Below are 14329 nucleotides of genomic sequence, written 5' to 3'. Positions count from 1 at the left end.
TTTGGACATTTTTATGCTAAGTGACGAATATTGAAATAATATTCCTTATGCAAATTTACATATAAATATCTTCAAGGCGGCTTTTAATTAGAAGATTTATTCAATATTTTATAATAACTTGCTTAAAGTTCATTCTTATTTTTTAAATTTATTTCATTTGAGTTTATTTATTCCATTTTTCCTCTTTTTTTGATATAATAAATTTATCACTTCAAAGGAGAGCGCCATGCGTTTTAATCAATTCAGCTACTTGCCCACTCCTCGTTCTCAACTATTAGATGAACTCGAGAGTCTTGGCTTGAAGCTATCATCTAAACTGCCTATAAAAAGACAGTTTGAAGACTTCATTCGTTGGAGTTTCTTCACCTATACTAATACCGATTACGCTCTATCTACCCTAGCTGCAGATAGAGAAACGGATCTACTTACCTTCTTTCAGTCTGATAAAGAGCTGACAGCTGATATTTTCTATACCGTAGTTTTTCAACTTTTAGGCTTCAATTATCTTATTGACTTTGAGGATGCTGAACAATTCCGTAAAGAAACTGGATTTCCTATTATTTATGGAGATTTGATTGAAAATCTCTACCATTTGCTCAATACTCGAACCAAAAAGGGGAATACGCTCATCGACCAACTTGTTAGTGATGGACTTATTGCAGAAGACAATCACTACCACTACTTTAACGGTAAGAGCTTGGCAACCTTCTCTAGTCATGATGTCATTCGTGAAGTTGTTTATGTAGAGAGTCGTGTGGATACTGATAAAGACGGTCTTCCTGATTTAGTCAAGGTCAGTATTATTCGTCCTCGCTATGATGGGCAGATTCCAGCCGTTATGACTGCAAGCCCTTATCACCAAGGAACCAACGACAAAGCCAGCGACAAGGCTCTCTACAAGATGGAAGGAGACTTGGAGGTCAAACCTCCCCACACCATTGAACTTGAGGAACCTAAGCTGAATTTAGTTGAACCTCATGGTCAAGCAGAAGTCGTCTCAGAAGCTGAAGAAAAGCTATCTCATATCAATAGCTCTTACACACTCAATGACTACTTCCTCCCACGTGGATTTGCCAATCTCTATGTATCGGGTGTTGGCACCAAAGATTCCCAAGGTCTGATGACTAACGGTGACTACCTGCAGATTGAGGCCTATAAAAATGTCATTGATTGGCTCAATGGACGTTGCCGTGCCTTTACGGATCACACGCGCAAGCGTGAGGTCAAGGCTGATTGGTCCAATGGCAAAGTTGCCACAACTGGCCTTTCTTATCTAGGTACCATGTCCAATGGTCTTGCGACCACTGGAGTTGATGGCTTGGAAGTGATTATCGCAGAAGCAGGTATTTCCTCTTGGTACAACTACTATCGTGAAAATGGCCTGGTAACCAGCCCTGGAGGTTATCCAGGTGAGGATTTTGACTCACTTGCTGAATTAACCTACTCCCGCAATCTCTTAGCCGGTGACTATATCCGTGCTAATGAAGCCCACAAAGCGGATTTAGAAAAGGTAAAAGAACAATTAGATCGCAAGACTGGTGACTACAATCAGTTTTGGCATGACCGCAACTATCTACTCAATGCTCACAAGGTTAAAGCTGAGGTAGTCTTTACGCATGGTTCTCAGGATTGGAACGTCAAACCACTTCATGTTTACCAGATGTTTCATGCTCTTCCAGCTCATATCAACAAGCACCTCTTTTTCCATCATGGTGCCCATGTTTATATGAATAACTGGCAGTCGATTGACTTCCGCGAGTCCATGAATGCCTTGTTAAGTAAGAAATTGTTAGGACTTGCATCAGACTATCAGCTTCCTACTGTTATCTGGCAAGACAATACCGAACCTCAAACATGGCAGAGTCTTGATGACTTTGGCAAGCAAGATGAATTGCATACTTTCTCACTTGGAACTGAAGAACAAGTGATTCAGAACCACTATGAACAAGAAGATTTTGAGCGTTATGGCAAGACTTACCAGACCTTTAACACAGAACTTTACCAAGGAAAAGCCAATCAGATCACCATTGACCTTCCAGTAAGTCAAGACATACACTTAAATGGTCGAGCAGAGATGAAACTTCGTATCAAATCAAGTACAAACAAGGGGCTCTTATCAGCCCAACTGCTCGAACTTGGGCAAAAGAAATACCTACAGCCTTATCCAGCGGTTTTAAGTGCTAGAACCATTGACAACGGACGCTACCACATGCTTGAAAATCTCTTGGAACTACCTTTCAATCCAAGTGCCCAACGTGTCATCACTAAAGGCTACCTCAATCTTCAAAATAGGAAAGATTTACTCCTAGTAGAGGATATTACTGCAGATGAATGGATGGATGTGCAACTTGAACTACAACCAACTATTTACAAGTTAAAAGAAGGAGATACTCTCCGTTTAGTCCTCTATACGACTGACTTTGAAATCACTATACGCGACAATACCGCTTACCAGCTTACTGTCGATCTTGAACAGTCTACTCTTAGTATACCTTGTCAAAAGGTATAATGTGCCAGACTTTCAATATGGAAGTATTCCAAGGAAAAGGCAGTCAAATTATCCATTTAACTTCCTATAACCAAGGATTTCCACGTGAACAGTCCAACTAAACATAAACTTCGTATCAAATCCAGTTCAAATAAGAGCTTTTTATAAGCCTCTAGATGAACCTTGGACAAAAGATACTAACATCCAACCAACATGTGTCACCATTTATCATACACGCTACCACACCACATGTTGGAAAATCTCTGTGAATTGACATTTATAGAAAATTCACAACAAGCCGTGACAGAATGCTACCCTAATTAGATGATTCACTGTCATTAAAGAACATCAATGGTGATGGACGGATCGATATATCATTCATCTGTCCCCCAACTAGTGACAAGTTAAAAGAAGGAGATTCTCTCCGTCTAGTTCTTTATACTACTGACTTTGACATCATCATACGTGACAATACCGCCTACCACCCGACTGACGTTTTCGTTCAGTCCACGCTTACTGTACCTTTTAAAAGGAGTACTTACTTTATGAACAAATCAGAACATCGACACCAACTTATCCGCGCCCTCGTTTCAAAAAATAAAATTCATACCCAAGCAGAATTACAAGCCTTGCTAGCTGAGAATGATATCCAAGTCACACAAGCAACTTTATCTCGTGATATCAAGACTATGAACCTTTCGAAAGTTCGGGAAGAAGATCAGTCCTACTATGTACTAAATACTGGTTCTATTTCTAAATGGGAGAAACGTTTGGAAAACTATATGGAAGATGCTCTTGTCATGTTACGTCCTGTCCAGCACCAAGTCATTCTAAAGACTCTTCCAGGTTTGGCTCAGTCTTTTGGAGCTGTCATTGATGCCCTAGATTTCAACGATGTTGTTGCTACACTATGCGGAGACGATGTCTGCATGATCATCTGTGAAGATGCTACAAAAGCGCAAGCTTGTTTTGAAAGTCTTAAAAAATATGCGCCACCATTTTTCTTTAGCGAATAGAACAAATCCCGTGATTTAAAATCACGGGAATTTTTTATTTCTTTGACTGTGTATCTTCTTTATTCGTCCGTGCCAATCGAAGAGCACGTTTGGGATTGAGACGATTAAACAATTCTTCTAGTTTCTTTTCATTCCATACGTCTGCTGCAGAAACAAAATTTCCATCTGCGTCGCGGAATGATATCGGTTTATCTCCCATATCAATCTCCTAGTCTACAAATTCAAACTCAAACTTGCCGATTCGTACCAAATCTCCATCCTTGGCTCCACGCGCACGAAGGGCTTCGTCAACCCCCATACCACGTAACTGACGAGCAAATTTCATGACTGACTCATCACGGTCAAAGTTAGTCATGTTAAAGAGTTTCATGAGTTTTTCACCAGTAAGCACCCAAGTTGCATCATCATCACGGCTAATTTCAAAGGCTTTTTCTTCCTCATCAAAGCCATAGTAAGCTTCTTCTTCCATATCAGACTCATCATAGAGCAAGAACTCAGGAGTTTTATCCAACAATTCAGCTGTCGCATCCAAAAGAGTAGCCAACCCTTGCTTGGTTAAACCAGAAATCGGGAAGATGGCTGGTAGTTCTTCAAACTCGTCGTAGTTAGCTGCCAATTTCTTCTTGAAGGCTTCCAGATTTTCCTGACTTTCGGGCATGTCCATCTTGTTAGCCACGATGATCTGCGGACGTTCCATCAGACGAAGGTTGTATGATTCCAATTCTTTATTGATAGCAAGGTAATCTTCGTAAGGATCACGTCCTTCACTAGCTGACATATCAATGACATGGAGGATAACTCGAGTGCGTTCGATATGACGGAGAAACTGGGTTCCAAGACCAACACCTTGACTAGCCCCTTCAATCAAACCTGGAAGATCTGCAACAGCAAAGGACTCACCTGACTGCGTACGAACCATACCCAAATTAGGAACAATTGTCGTAAAGTGGTAGGCACCGATTTTTGGCTTAGCTGAAGTGATGACACTAAGCAAAGTTGACTTTCCGACAGATGGGAAACCAACTAAGCCTACATCCGCCAAGATTTTTAATTCCAGTTGCAACTCACGTTCTTGACCCGGCTCTCCATTCTCAGAGATTTCAGGTGCAGGATTTTTTGGTGTTGCAAAGCGGATATTTCCACGACCACCTCGACCGCCATGTGCCACGATAAACTCTTGACCGTGCTCAATCAAGTCTGTAATGACTTTCCCTGTCTCAGCATCACGTACAGTCGTTCCTTGGGGTACGCGAACACGAAGGTCTTCTGCACCACGTCCATGCATTCCTTTGGTCATCCCTTTTTCACCGGATTCGGCCTTGAAATGACGGTTATAGCGGAAATCCATCAAGGTACGCAAGCCTTCGTCTACTACGAAAACGACGTTCCCTCCACGTCCACCATCACCACCCCAAGGTCCGCCATTAGGGACATATTTTTCACGGCGAAAGGCAACCATGCCATCACCACCATTACCAGCCTTGACTTTAATCTTGGCTGTATCTAAAAACATACTCATATTTTTTCTCGCTTTAAAAAGGCTGGGAAATCCCAGTCATTAGTCATTGTTTCTGTCTAAACAACTTGCTTAGAATCTGCTAAAAGCTCCAAGCGCCGTTGCAAAGATACCAGCAAGGGTCACAAACAACATGATGAGCACGACAACAAGTGTCACCTTTTCAAACATTGTTTTTTTACGGTTACCATTATCTCCAAAAGCCATAGTTTCTCCTTTTCACTCTATAATTTTAATTTAATATTCTGTAGAAACAGGTGCAATTGCCCACAAAATCAAGTAAGCAAGAACCCCCGCTCCATAACAAAAGGCTAGAACTCCCCAAATCACACGGACAATCGTCGGATCAATATCAAAATAGTGGGCAACACCGGCGCAAACGCCTCCAATTTTTTGATCTTTCCCACTTCTCATAAATTTTTTCGCCATCTTTTATTCCTCCTTTTTTACTTTTTGTCAATCTTTCCAGTAGTCTCGCATACTGGACAACTGTTTTTTAGACGCTTTCAGAATGCGTTTAGATTCTTTTACCGGGACGCTGACTGCTTGTTGAGGCAGATATAAAATAGTTTTTAGAAAACGTTGACTCATAGGTTCTCCATCGAGCAATTCTTGTTCAAAATTATTTGAAATAATGGCATCAAGGTAAAACTCATGAACTCGTTTCCCAAAATTCTCAGCCGAAATCTCATACAACTTGTCAGCCAACTTTTGCTCATCCATATCTGGAGTGGCAATCAAAGCCTCCAAGATGGCACCTGCAAGGTCCTGTTCTCCATAGTAGAGGGTTCCAAACATCCTATCACTGATCAGATTATCCAGATAAGGATTGCCATGAGCGATGACAGGCGTTCCACTAGCTAGACTCTCTAGATAAGTCAACCCTTGGGTTTCACTAGTGGATGCAGAGATAAAGAAGTCTGCCGACTTATAGTACAAGGCTGTTTCACTTGGGGCGATCATACCAGTAAAAATCACCTGATCTTGAATTTGCAACTGGACGGCTTGTTCTTTCAGACTGTCCAGATAAGGACCGTCACCAGCAACAACCAGTTTCACCTTGTCTTCTTCTTTCAAAACCTGCGCAAAGGCGACTAGAACCGCTTGGATATTTTTCTCATAGGAGATACGAGAAAGACTCAGTAACATTTTCTCGTCTTTTTTAATCCCAAGTTTAGATCGAAGAGTAGCTAAATTCTCTTCCTTAATCTCAGGCCGTTCAAATTTAGCTAACTCAATACCAGTTGGAATAACCCGCTTTTCAACCTTGACCTTGTACTTAGAGAGAAGGTCCCGAACAATCTCACTAGGACAAATCACTCCATCAACATCGTGAAGAAAGCCCCGTACCAGATATTTTACCATACTTGGACGAATCAGCATACCCTTCGCAATATAATGCACATAATCTTCGTACTGGGTGTGGTAGGTATGGATAACAGGAATTTTTAACTCTCTTGCAATCCAAATCCCTAACAAACCTAGTGAAAACTCTGTTTGCGTATGAATGATATCGAGTTGATACTGCTTGGCGATTTCAAGCGCCTTTGTAAAACCTCGGTAGGCAAATCGTCGATCCTTAAATGCAAAGAAAGGGACACTCGGAATGCGAATAATTTGCCAATCTTCGTATCGGTTCACGTCTTTATCAGTCGTTGTAAAAATAAAAACTGCATGTCCCTGCTTTTCAAGCTCTGTCTTTAAGGTTCGAATACTGGTCGCAACCCCAGAAACCTGAGGGAAATAGGTGTCAGTAAATAAACCAATTCGCATAAATTACCTCACTTTTTGCCCAAAGCCGCCTGCTCCCGATAGAACTTCAACCAGATTTCCAGTAAATGCTCCTCCGAGTACTCTTTAGAAATTTCTCTAGCTTTTTCTTTTAAGTCTTTCAACTTTTCAGGACGATCTTTGTATTCGAGAATAGCTTTTCTCATCTCTGAAACATCACTTGTAGCACGATAATTCCCTTCGAGAATAACCTTGTATAGATCTAAATCCCTTAGCATAATCGGTGCTTCACAACTAGCTGCTTCTAAGATGGTCATCGGGAATAATTCGTTGTAACTTGGTAGCAAGAAGAGATCCGCTAAAGCATAGAGCTCTCGCATTCGCTCTGGAGGAACAATACCTGGAAAAATTAGATTTTTAGGTGGATTGTCCATGATTTTTTTATAGCGTTCATAACCATCTGTCATCCCACCAAATGAAAAACCACCAGCCCAGATAAAAGTAATTTCTGGCAATTCCTCAGCAAGACGGATAAAGTCATCAATCCCTTTACGTTTCTGAACCTGACCCGCACCAACAACAACAAACTGATCCTCAGCTAAATCCATTTCCTGACGAAGTTTTGCTACTTGGTCAGCTGGCAGTGGATGCCATTTTTCCTTATTTACAAAGTTTGGAATATAAGTTACTTTTTCACGTGGAATACCAGCTGCCACCAAATCCTCGATAAACATGGGATTAACCACTACCAAGTGTTCCATTCGGTTGTAAAATGAAAAAACATAACGTTTGATAATTCCCTTTAAGAAAAATGGAATTTTCAAACTCCCCTCAAGCGTATCAGGCAAAAAATGCACATAGCCAATTTTTCTCCCAGATCGCTTCTTTTGAAATGTAGATAAATAATAAGGGAAATCAATGGTATGAAAGTGAGTTACATCTGCCTCAACAGGAAGATTCTCCGTAACAATTAGCTGGTCTTGGGCATCACGATGTAGAAGACGTACCAACTCACGGTAGGCTCCTGATACTCCTTGACCAGCCACTTTTTCACTTGAACTTAGCATATTAATACGCAATTTTTCGTTTTCCATACCTTTCATTATACCATTTTATTTCTAGAAAATCAGCAAAAGAAAGAGAGACCAGAGGAAAAAGGATAAATTTACCCTATTTTCCAATCATCTCTCACATTATTCTTAGTCTTTATTTAATTCCTAGGGCGATACGTGCATAGCGACTCATTTTTTCAACTGTCCAAGCTGGATACCAGACCAATTTAACTTCGGTATTGGTTACCTCAGGCACATCTGTCATCGCATCATGTATCTGGTCTGTCAAAAGGTCAGCCAGTGGGCAGCCCATAGTTGTCAAGGTCATATCAATTTCAGTGTGACCTGTTTCACCATCAAAACGAATTTCATAAATCAAACCTAGGTTGACAATATCAATCCCCAACTCAGGGTCGATGACTTCTTCCAAAGCATTTAAAATGCGTGTTTTGATCGTTTCAATTTGCTCTTCTGTATAAGCCATGTTATTCCTCACTCTTAGTCTTCAATAAAATCACGAAGGGGTTTACTGCGACTTGGTTGACGCAATTTTCTCAAAGCCTTAGCCTCAATCTGACGGATACGCTCACGAGTCACGTTAAAGACTTTCCCAACATCTTCAAGAGTACGCATTTTTCCATCGTCCAAACCGAAACGCAAGCGCAAGACGTTTTCTTCCCGGTCTGTGAGAGTATCCAAGACTTCATCCAACTGCTCGCGTAAGACGATACGAGTTGTGTAGTCTACTGGATTTTCAATCACTTCGTCTTCGATAAAGTCCCCAAGATGGCTATCGTCCTCTTCACCGATCGGTGTTTCAAGTGATACTGGTTCTTGGGCAATCTTTAGGATTTCACGGACCTTGTCAGGTGTCATATCCATACGCTCAGCAATTTGTTCAGGAGTTGGATCTTGCCCCAATTCTTGAAGGAGATTCCGCTGTTCACGGACAAGCTTGTTAATGGTTTCTACCATGTGGACAGGGATACGAATGGTACGAGCCTGATCAGCGATAGCACGAGTGATTGCCTGACGAATCCACCAAGTTGCGTAAGTTGAAAACTTAAATCCTTTAGAGTAGTCAAACTTATCCACTGCCTTCATCAAGCCCATGTTGCCTTCTTGGATCAAGTCAAGAAATTGCATACCACGTCCTACGTAGCGCTTAGCGATAGAAACCACCAAACGAAGGTTGGCTTCTGCAAGACGTTGTTTGGCTTCGATATCACCAGCCTCAACTGCTAGGGCCAATTCTTTTTCCTCTTCGTTGGTCAAGAGAGGAACGACCCCGATTTCCTTCAAATACATACGGACTGGGTCATTCACCTTGGCAGAGGTTGAGCCAATCAAATCCTCATCACTGAGTTCAGGCTCTTCTTCTGTACTAAGGACACGTGCACTTGGATTCCCTTCGTTATCCGTGATAGAAATTCCAGCATCCTGAATCCGTTGCAAAAGGTCTTCAATGCCGTCTGCATCTAAAGTGAAAGGAATAACCAGACTTGAGTTGATTTCATCGTCTGTTGCTGTTCCTGTTTTTTTGTGGTTACGGATAAAGTCTGCTACTTGCACATCAAATGTGGTTACTTCTTTTTGTTTTGTTGCCATTATTACTCCATTCTTCTCTTTTGGGAAATCAATCGTTGCAATTCTTCCAAGGCTGTGTCTGTATCTCCTACATGACTAGCTTCCTGCACTTTCTTTTTAATCCTTAAATTGTCTTTGCTGAGGAGGGCACGATTACGAGTCGCTTCGACTTCAGAAAGTTCTTGAGGCGACATCTCTGTTGGCAAATCTAGACCAAGAACATGGTACCAGGCATTTTCAACCTCAGGAGTCTGATGAGACAGTTCCTCTGATCCGATTTCTCCCTCTACACTTAATAATTCGTAAAGAATCTGAAATTCTGGGGTATCAAAGAAAAAATCTTCTCTTAATCGGTAGTCATTTAAAACAACTGGATTCTCAGCCATCCTATAAAGGAGATGAGCCTCCGCTCTCATAACTGCTGTCAGTTGCCGCGTCACAGGCAAACTAATCGCTACTGGCGTAGGATGCTCCTTGACCCTCTCCTGTCTTTGAACAATCCGACTTTCATTTACAATCTGTTCCACCTGCTGGTAATCAAAGGAAGGTAGGTTATCCGCCAGAATGTGGATGTAAGAATTCTGGGCAGTGATAGACTTTTCTTTGGCGATTAAGGGCGCAATCTTTTCAATGAACTCAATTTGCGCTTGCAAGTTATCACTATTTTCTGGCTTGAGTTGCTGAATATAGAACTCTATGGGACTAATCCGAGTCTTGGTTAAAAGGTAAGCCAGGTCTTCTGGAGAATTCTTTTGCAAATACTCATCTGGATCCATGGCATCAGGTACTCGGACAACTTCCACTGAAAACTCTTTTAACTCCTCTAGTGCCTTGGCTGTCGCTGCCTGCCCTGCCTTATCACCATCATAGCTGAGAACAATTTTTTTGGTAAAGCGTTTAAGGTGGTCAACATGCTCCTTGCTCAGCGCTGTTCCCATAGAAGCCACAGCATTTTCTATACCAGCACGGTAGGCCGCGATCACATCCATGAAACCTTCCATCAGGTAGAGTTCTGCTATCTTTCCAGTTGCTTTTTTAGCCTTGTCCAAATGATACAATTCGTAACTCTTATTAAAAATTGCAGTCGAACGGCTATTTTTATACTTGGCAGTCTGATTATCCGTTTCTTGCCAAATACGACCTGAAAAGGCAATGACCTGTCCCTTGTCATTGGTCAAAGGAAAAACAATACGTCCGAAAAAGGTATCAAAGAACTGATTGTCATCTGACAAATAAAACAAGCCCGAATCCAATAAATCCTTTTCCTCAAACTTGCCAGATAAACGTTGGTAAAGATAGTTTCTCTCGGCTGGAGCTAGTCCAATTTGGAAGTGCTTCAGGACATCATCCGTCAATCCACGTTTGTAGAGATAAGCCCTTGCTTCTTCTCCCATCTTGGTCGTCATGAGGATTGCATGGTAAAAGCGTGCTGCTTCTTCATGCATATCATATAGAGCTTGATGAGGAGAAAGCTGTTGAGGACGAGACTGGATAGGCATAGCTAGTTGAATACCGACACGCTCACCTAAGTGCTGAACGGCTTCCATAAAGGATACACCTTGGTACTCTTCGATGAACTTAAAAACATCTCCTGAGCGCCCACAACCGAAACAATGGTAAAACTGCTTGTCTTCAACAACATTGAAAGAGGGGGTCTTTTCACCATGAAAAGGACAGAGCCCTAAATAGTTCCGTCCAGCCTTTTGTAAAGAAATCACGTCACCTATGACTTCCACAATGTTGGCATTGTTTTTGATTTCTTCAATGACTTGTTTGTCAACCATACACAATACCTCCATCTTATCATAGTTTCACGTTATCTAGTATAGCTTATTTCTGAAAAAAAGTAAACCATTTCATACACTTTCCGTAATTCTCTTTGCCTTATTTTTCTTGATAGAATGGGAAGATAAAAAACTCAGAAACACTTCCATATTTCTAAGTTTTTCTTCTCTATTTTTTGACGAAAAATTCTCTACTTTATTCAAATAATTGATAGTAGTCTGAAATCTTCATTTTTGCTTTTTCTTCTTTGTTCAAATCTTGGATGATACGACCTTCTTTCATGACAATCAGACGATTGCCATACTTCAACGCATCCTCCATATGGTGGGTAATCATCAAGGCTGTTAGATGATCCTTGTTGACAAACTCATCTGTTAATTCCATCAAGGCCACACTAGTTTTTGGGTCAAGTGCTGCTGTGTGTTCATCCAACAAGAGCAACTCTGGTCGCTTTAAGGTTGCCATCAAAAGACTCAAGGCCTGACGTTGACCACCTGATAGAAATTCAATCGGAGTGTCCAGATGTTTTTCAAGGCCATTTCCAACCTTTTCAATGGTAGCCTGAAACTCTTCTCTATGACTTGATAGTCTTCTAGGCAGGAGCCCTCTCTTCTCACCACGAAACTTGGCAATCAAAAGGTTTTCTGCAACGGTCATACGAGGAGCCGTACCCATTTTAGGATCCTGAAAGACACGAGACAAGTACTTAGCTCGCTTTTCTGGTGAAAAATGCGTCACATCCTCGCCCATGATACGGATACTTCCACTTGTTAAAGGTAGGGTACCTGCAATAGTGTTAAAAAGCGTTGACTTTCCTGCTCCGTTTCCACCTAGGATGGTAATGAAATCATGTTCAAAAATCTCAAGAGAAACATCATTTAGAATGATTTTTTCCTCGTCAAAGCCATTCGTGATGACTTTGGTAGCATTTTTTAATTCTACAATTGCTGTCATTTGCTAAACTTGACTCCTTTCAGGTATTTGCTTTTGAAGGTTGGAATCATAAGGCAAACTGCCAAAATCAAGGCGCTATATAGTCGTAAATAGCTCGTGTTAAATCCAAGAGCAATCACTCCCCATACGAGGAACTGATAAGCGATAGACCCTACAACTATGGTCATGAGTCGCTCCGCTAGGGTCAAACTCTTGAACAAAACCTCACCAATAATCAAGCTAGCAAGCCCTACGACAATCACTCCAATTCCTCGAGAAACATCTGCATATCCTTCTTGTTGAGCAATTAATGCCCCTGCAAGCGCGATAATTCCATTTGAAAGAACCAAACCCATGAGTTCCATACGACCAGTATTGATACCAAAGCTACGAGCCATATCAGGATTATCACCTGTAGCGATGTAGGCCTGACCTAGTTTGGTATCTAGGAAAAAGAGCATGAGACCAATAACAAGGGCAACAAAGATAAAACCAGTCAGGAGTTGATTGAGGTCTGAATCGAAAGGCAAGACATCCTGAATTTGCTTGGTTCCAAGAAGACCCAGATTGGCACGCCCCATAATCATCAGCATGATGGAATGGCAAGAAGTCATGACCAGAATCCCTGATAAGAGGGTTGGGATTTTTCCTTTGGTATATAAGAGACCTGTCGCCATTCCAGCTAGACAGCCTGCTCCTACTGCGGCTAAGGTTGCTAAAAATGGGTTAACTCCCTGTGTTATCAAGGTTACAGCTACTGCTCCCCCAAGAGGAAAAGAACCTTCAGTAGTCATATCAGGGAAATTCAAAATTCGAAAAGTCATAAAGATTCCCAAACCTAGAATCGCCCAAACCATCCCCTGAGAAATAATGGATACTATCATAATCTTTCACTCATTTCTTTCTTTAGTAAAAATGGGAGGAGATGTCCCCAACTCCTCCTTTATCTTTATTCAATCACTTGTCCTGCTTCTTTAAGAACAGACTCAGGAATGGTGATTCCAAGTTCTTGCGCTAGTTTTTTGTTGATAACCGATTTACCAGTTGAGAAGACATTAACTGGAGTATCAGCTGGTTTTTCACCTTTCAAAACTTTAGCAATCATCTTACCAGTAGCCACTCCAAGATCGTGTTGGTCAACTACTACAGATGCCAGACCTCCTGCTTCTACCATGGCAGTGGCACTTGGATAGATTGGCTTTTTAGCTGTTTGGTTGCTTGAAACAACTGTTGAGAATGCTGATGCGATGGTGTTGTCAATTGGAACCCAGATTGCGTCGACCTTGCTAGTCATAACGTTGACTGTTGAAGCAATTTCATTTGTTGAAGGAACTGCAAATGCTTCGACTGTCAAACCTGCTTTTTCAGCATAAGCCTTGAATTCTTCTACCTGTGTTTTTGAGTTATCTTCGCTACTTGAGTAAAGAGCTCCGATTGTTTTCACATTTGGTGTCAAAGTTTTAATCAATTCCACTTGCTGTTCAGCTGGGTTATGATCTGACACCCCTGTGATGTTGCCACCTGGTTTTTTCAAATCTTTGACCAAGTTAGCACCGATTGGATCTGTAATAGCAGCCATGATAACAGGTAGGTCTTTTGTAGCACTAGCAAGTCCTTGAGCAGCTGGTGTTGCAATCCCAACAACAACATCATTTCCATTTGCCACCAATTGTTTACTCATGGTTGCAACCTTGCTCTGATCTCCTTCAGAGTTCATAAAGTCGATTTTTACCTGATCGTCCTTATAGCCTTCTTCAGCTAGTCCATCTTGAATCCCTTGGTAAATCAAGTCCAAGGATGGGTGACTAACAAATTGAAGGACACCAACCTTAGCAACCTTTTGCTCTTCCTTAGCTGCTGGCTTGTTCATTGATGAATAAATCAAGCTAGCCACTACCAATACTGCTAATCCAGCGATAATTCCAATCAAACGTTTATTTTTCATATTCTTTCTCCTTAATTCTTTTATCTTAGCTTTTTAAATCACATCATCAAGCGATGCCATCGTTTAAATTCCATCATCATCCTCCTAATAGAAAAAGTCCTCACACAAAAAACTTGTGTGAGGACGTCGATGCGCGGTGCCACCTCAATTATAGGGAATCCCCCTATCTCTCAATCTCGCTTCACGAGTTGCACTGTAAGGTGTGCTCACCGAATTCTTATGATTTCAAATTCTTTATAACATTCAGCCCAATTTTCATCACTTTCATCTATCTGT

14 protein-coding genes and 1 other annotated feature (1 of these 15 running past the window's edge) are annotated in these 14329 nt (G+C 41.3%); of the genes, 2 read left to right on the top strand and 12 right to left on the bottom strand.

Features of this window, described 5'->3' with window-relative positions:
• The first annotated feature begins 226 nt into the window (after positions 1 to 226).
• Together ACVC7S_RS02285 and ACVC7S_RS02280 are read left to right on the top strand one after the other, a co-directional pair.
• Entirely contained in the window at positions 227 to 2509 is a 2283-nt protein-coding gene (locus ACVC7S_RS02285) for a Xaa-Pro dipeptidyl-peptidase (protein WP_447266027.1), read from the top strand.
• Between the two features lie 524 nt (positions 2510 to 3033).
• Complete coding sequence (locus ACVC7S_RS02280) at positions 3034 to 3504, top strand: arginine repressor (protein ID WP_447266026.1); 471 nt, start codon at positions 3034 to 3036, stop codon at positions 3502 to 3504.
• A gap of 34 nt (positions 3505 to 3538) precedes the next feature.
• On the opposite strand, the gene ACVC7S_RS02275 is transcribed toward ACVC7S_RS02280, so the two are convergent.
• From ACVC7S_RS02275 to trpX, 12 genes are all read right to left on the bottom strand, one after another.
• Complete coding sequence (locus tag ACVC7S_RS02275) at positions 3539 to 3703, bottom strand: hypothetical protein (RefSeq protein WP_447266025.1); 165 nt, start codon at positions 3701 to 3703, stop codon at positions 3539 to 3541.
• A 9-nt stretch (positions 3704 to 3712) separates the two neighbouring features.
• Positions 3713 to 5023 (bottom strand): GTPase ObgE, encoded by a 1311-nt coding sequence (gene obgE, locus ACVC7S_RS02270; protein ID WP_447266024.1) that lies wholly within the window; start codon positions 5021 to 5023, stop codon positions 3713 to 3715.
• 69 nt (positions 5024 to 5092) lie between these two features.
• Entirely contained in the window at positions 5093 to 5227 is a 135-nt protein-coding gene (locus ACVC7S_RS02265; protein WP_000863864.1) for a DUF4044 domain-containing protein, read from the bottom strand.
• 30 nt (positions 5228 to 5257) lie between these two features.
• Positions 5258 to 5449 (bottom strand): PspC domain-containing protein, encoded by a 192-nt coding sequence (locus tag ACVC7S_RS02260; RefSeq protein WP_162284807.1) that lies wholly within the window; start codon positions 5447 to 5449, stop codon positions 5258 to 5260.
• Positions 5450 to 5476: 27 nt separating this feature from the next.
• Positions 5477 to 6793 (bottom strand): glycosyltransferase family 4 protein, encoded by a 1317-nt coding sequence (locus tag ACVC7S_RS02255; protein WP_447266023.1) that lies wholly within the window; start codon positions 6791 to 6793, stop codon positions 5477 to 5479.
• A gap of 8 nt (positions 6794 to 6801) precedes the next feature.
• Positions 6802 to 7854 carry a glycosyltransferase family 4 protein gene (locus tag ACVC7S_RS02250; RefSeq protein ID WP_447266022.1) on the bottom strand — a complete coding sequence of 351 codons (1053 nt, stop codon included), beginning with the start codon at positions 7852 to 7854 and terminating at the stop codon, positions 6802 to 6804.
• A gap of 103 nt (positions 7855 to 7957) precedes the next feature.
• On the bottom strand, positions 7958 to 8287 hold the full coding sequence (locus tag ACVC7S_RS02245) for a metal-sulfur cluster assembly factor (RefSeq protein WP_000331930.1): 330 nt from the start codon (positions 8285 to 8287) through the stop codon (positions 7958 to 7960).
• Between the two features lie 14 nt (positions 8288 to 8301).
• The gene (gene rpoD / locus ACVC7S_RS02240; RefSeq protein WP_000201893.1) at positions 8302 to 9411 is read right to left on the bottom strand and encodes an RNA polymerase sigma factor RpoD; all 1110 of its coding nucleotides are present in this window, start codon (positions 9409 to 9411) and stop codon (positions 8302 to 8304) included.
• A gap of 2 nt (positions 9412 to 9413) precedes the next feature.
• Positions 9414 to 11174: a DNA primase gene (gene dnaG / locus ACVC7S_RS02235; RefSeq protein ID WP_447266021.1), complete on the bottom strand. Its 1761-nt coding sequence runs from the start codon at positions 11172 to 11174 to the stop codon at positions 9414 to 9416.
• A 196-nt stretch (positions 11175 to 11370) separates the two neighbouring features.
• Positions 11371 to 12129: an ABC transporter ATP-binding protein gene (locus tag ACVC7S_RS02230; protein ID WP_447266020.1), complete on the bottom strand. Its 759-nt coding sequence runs from the start codon at positions 12127 to 12129 to the stop codon at positions 11371 to 11373.
• The gene (locus ACVC7S_RS02225) at positions 12126 to 12992 is read right to left on the bottom strand and encodes an ABC transporter permease (protein WP_000637252.1); all 867 of its coding nucleotides are present in this window, start codon (positions 12990 to 12992) and stop codon (positions 12126 to 12128) included. Before ACVC7S_RS02225 ends, ACVC7S_RS02230 begins: the two co-directional genes overlap by 4 nt.
• A 65-nt stretch (positions 12993 to 13057) precedes the next feature.
• Positions 13058 to 14053 carry a tryptophan ABC transporter substrate-binding protein gene (trpX, locus tag ACVC7S_RS02220; RefSeq protein WP_447266019.1) on the bottom strand — a complete coding sequence of 332 codons (996 nt, stop codon included), beginning with the start codon at positions 14051 to 14053 and terminating at the stop codon, positions 13058 to 13060.
• Positions 14054 to 14169: 116 nt separating this feature from the next.
• Positions 14170 to 14329 (bottom strand) — a binding site (T-box leader); it runs 56 nt beyond the window's last position.

The sequence above is a fragment of the Streptococcus sp. Z556 genome (assembly GCF_053010225.1).
This window is presented reverse-complemented; position numbering and strand designations above follow the sequence as displayed.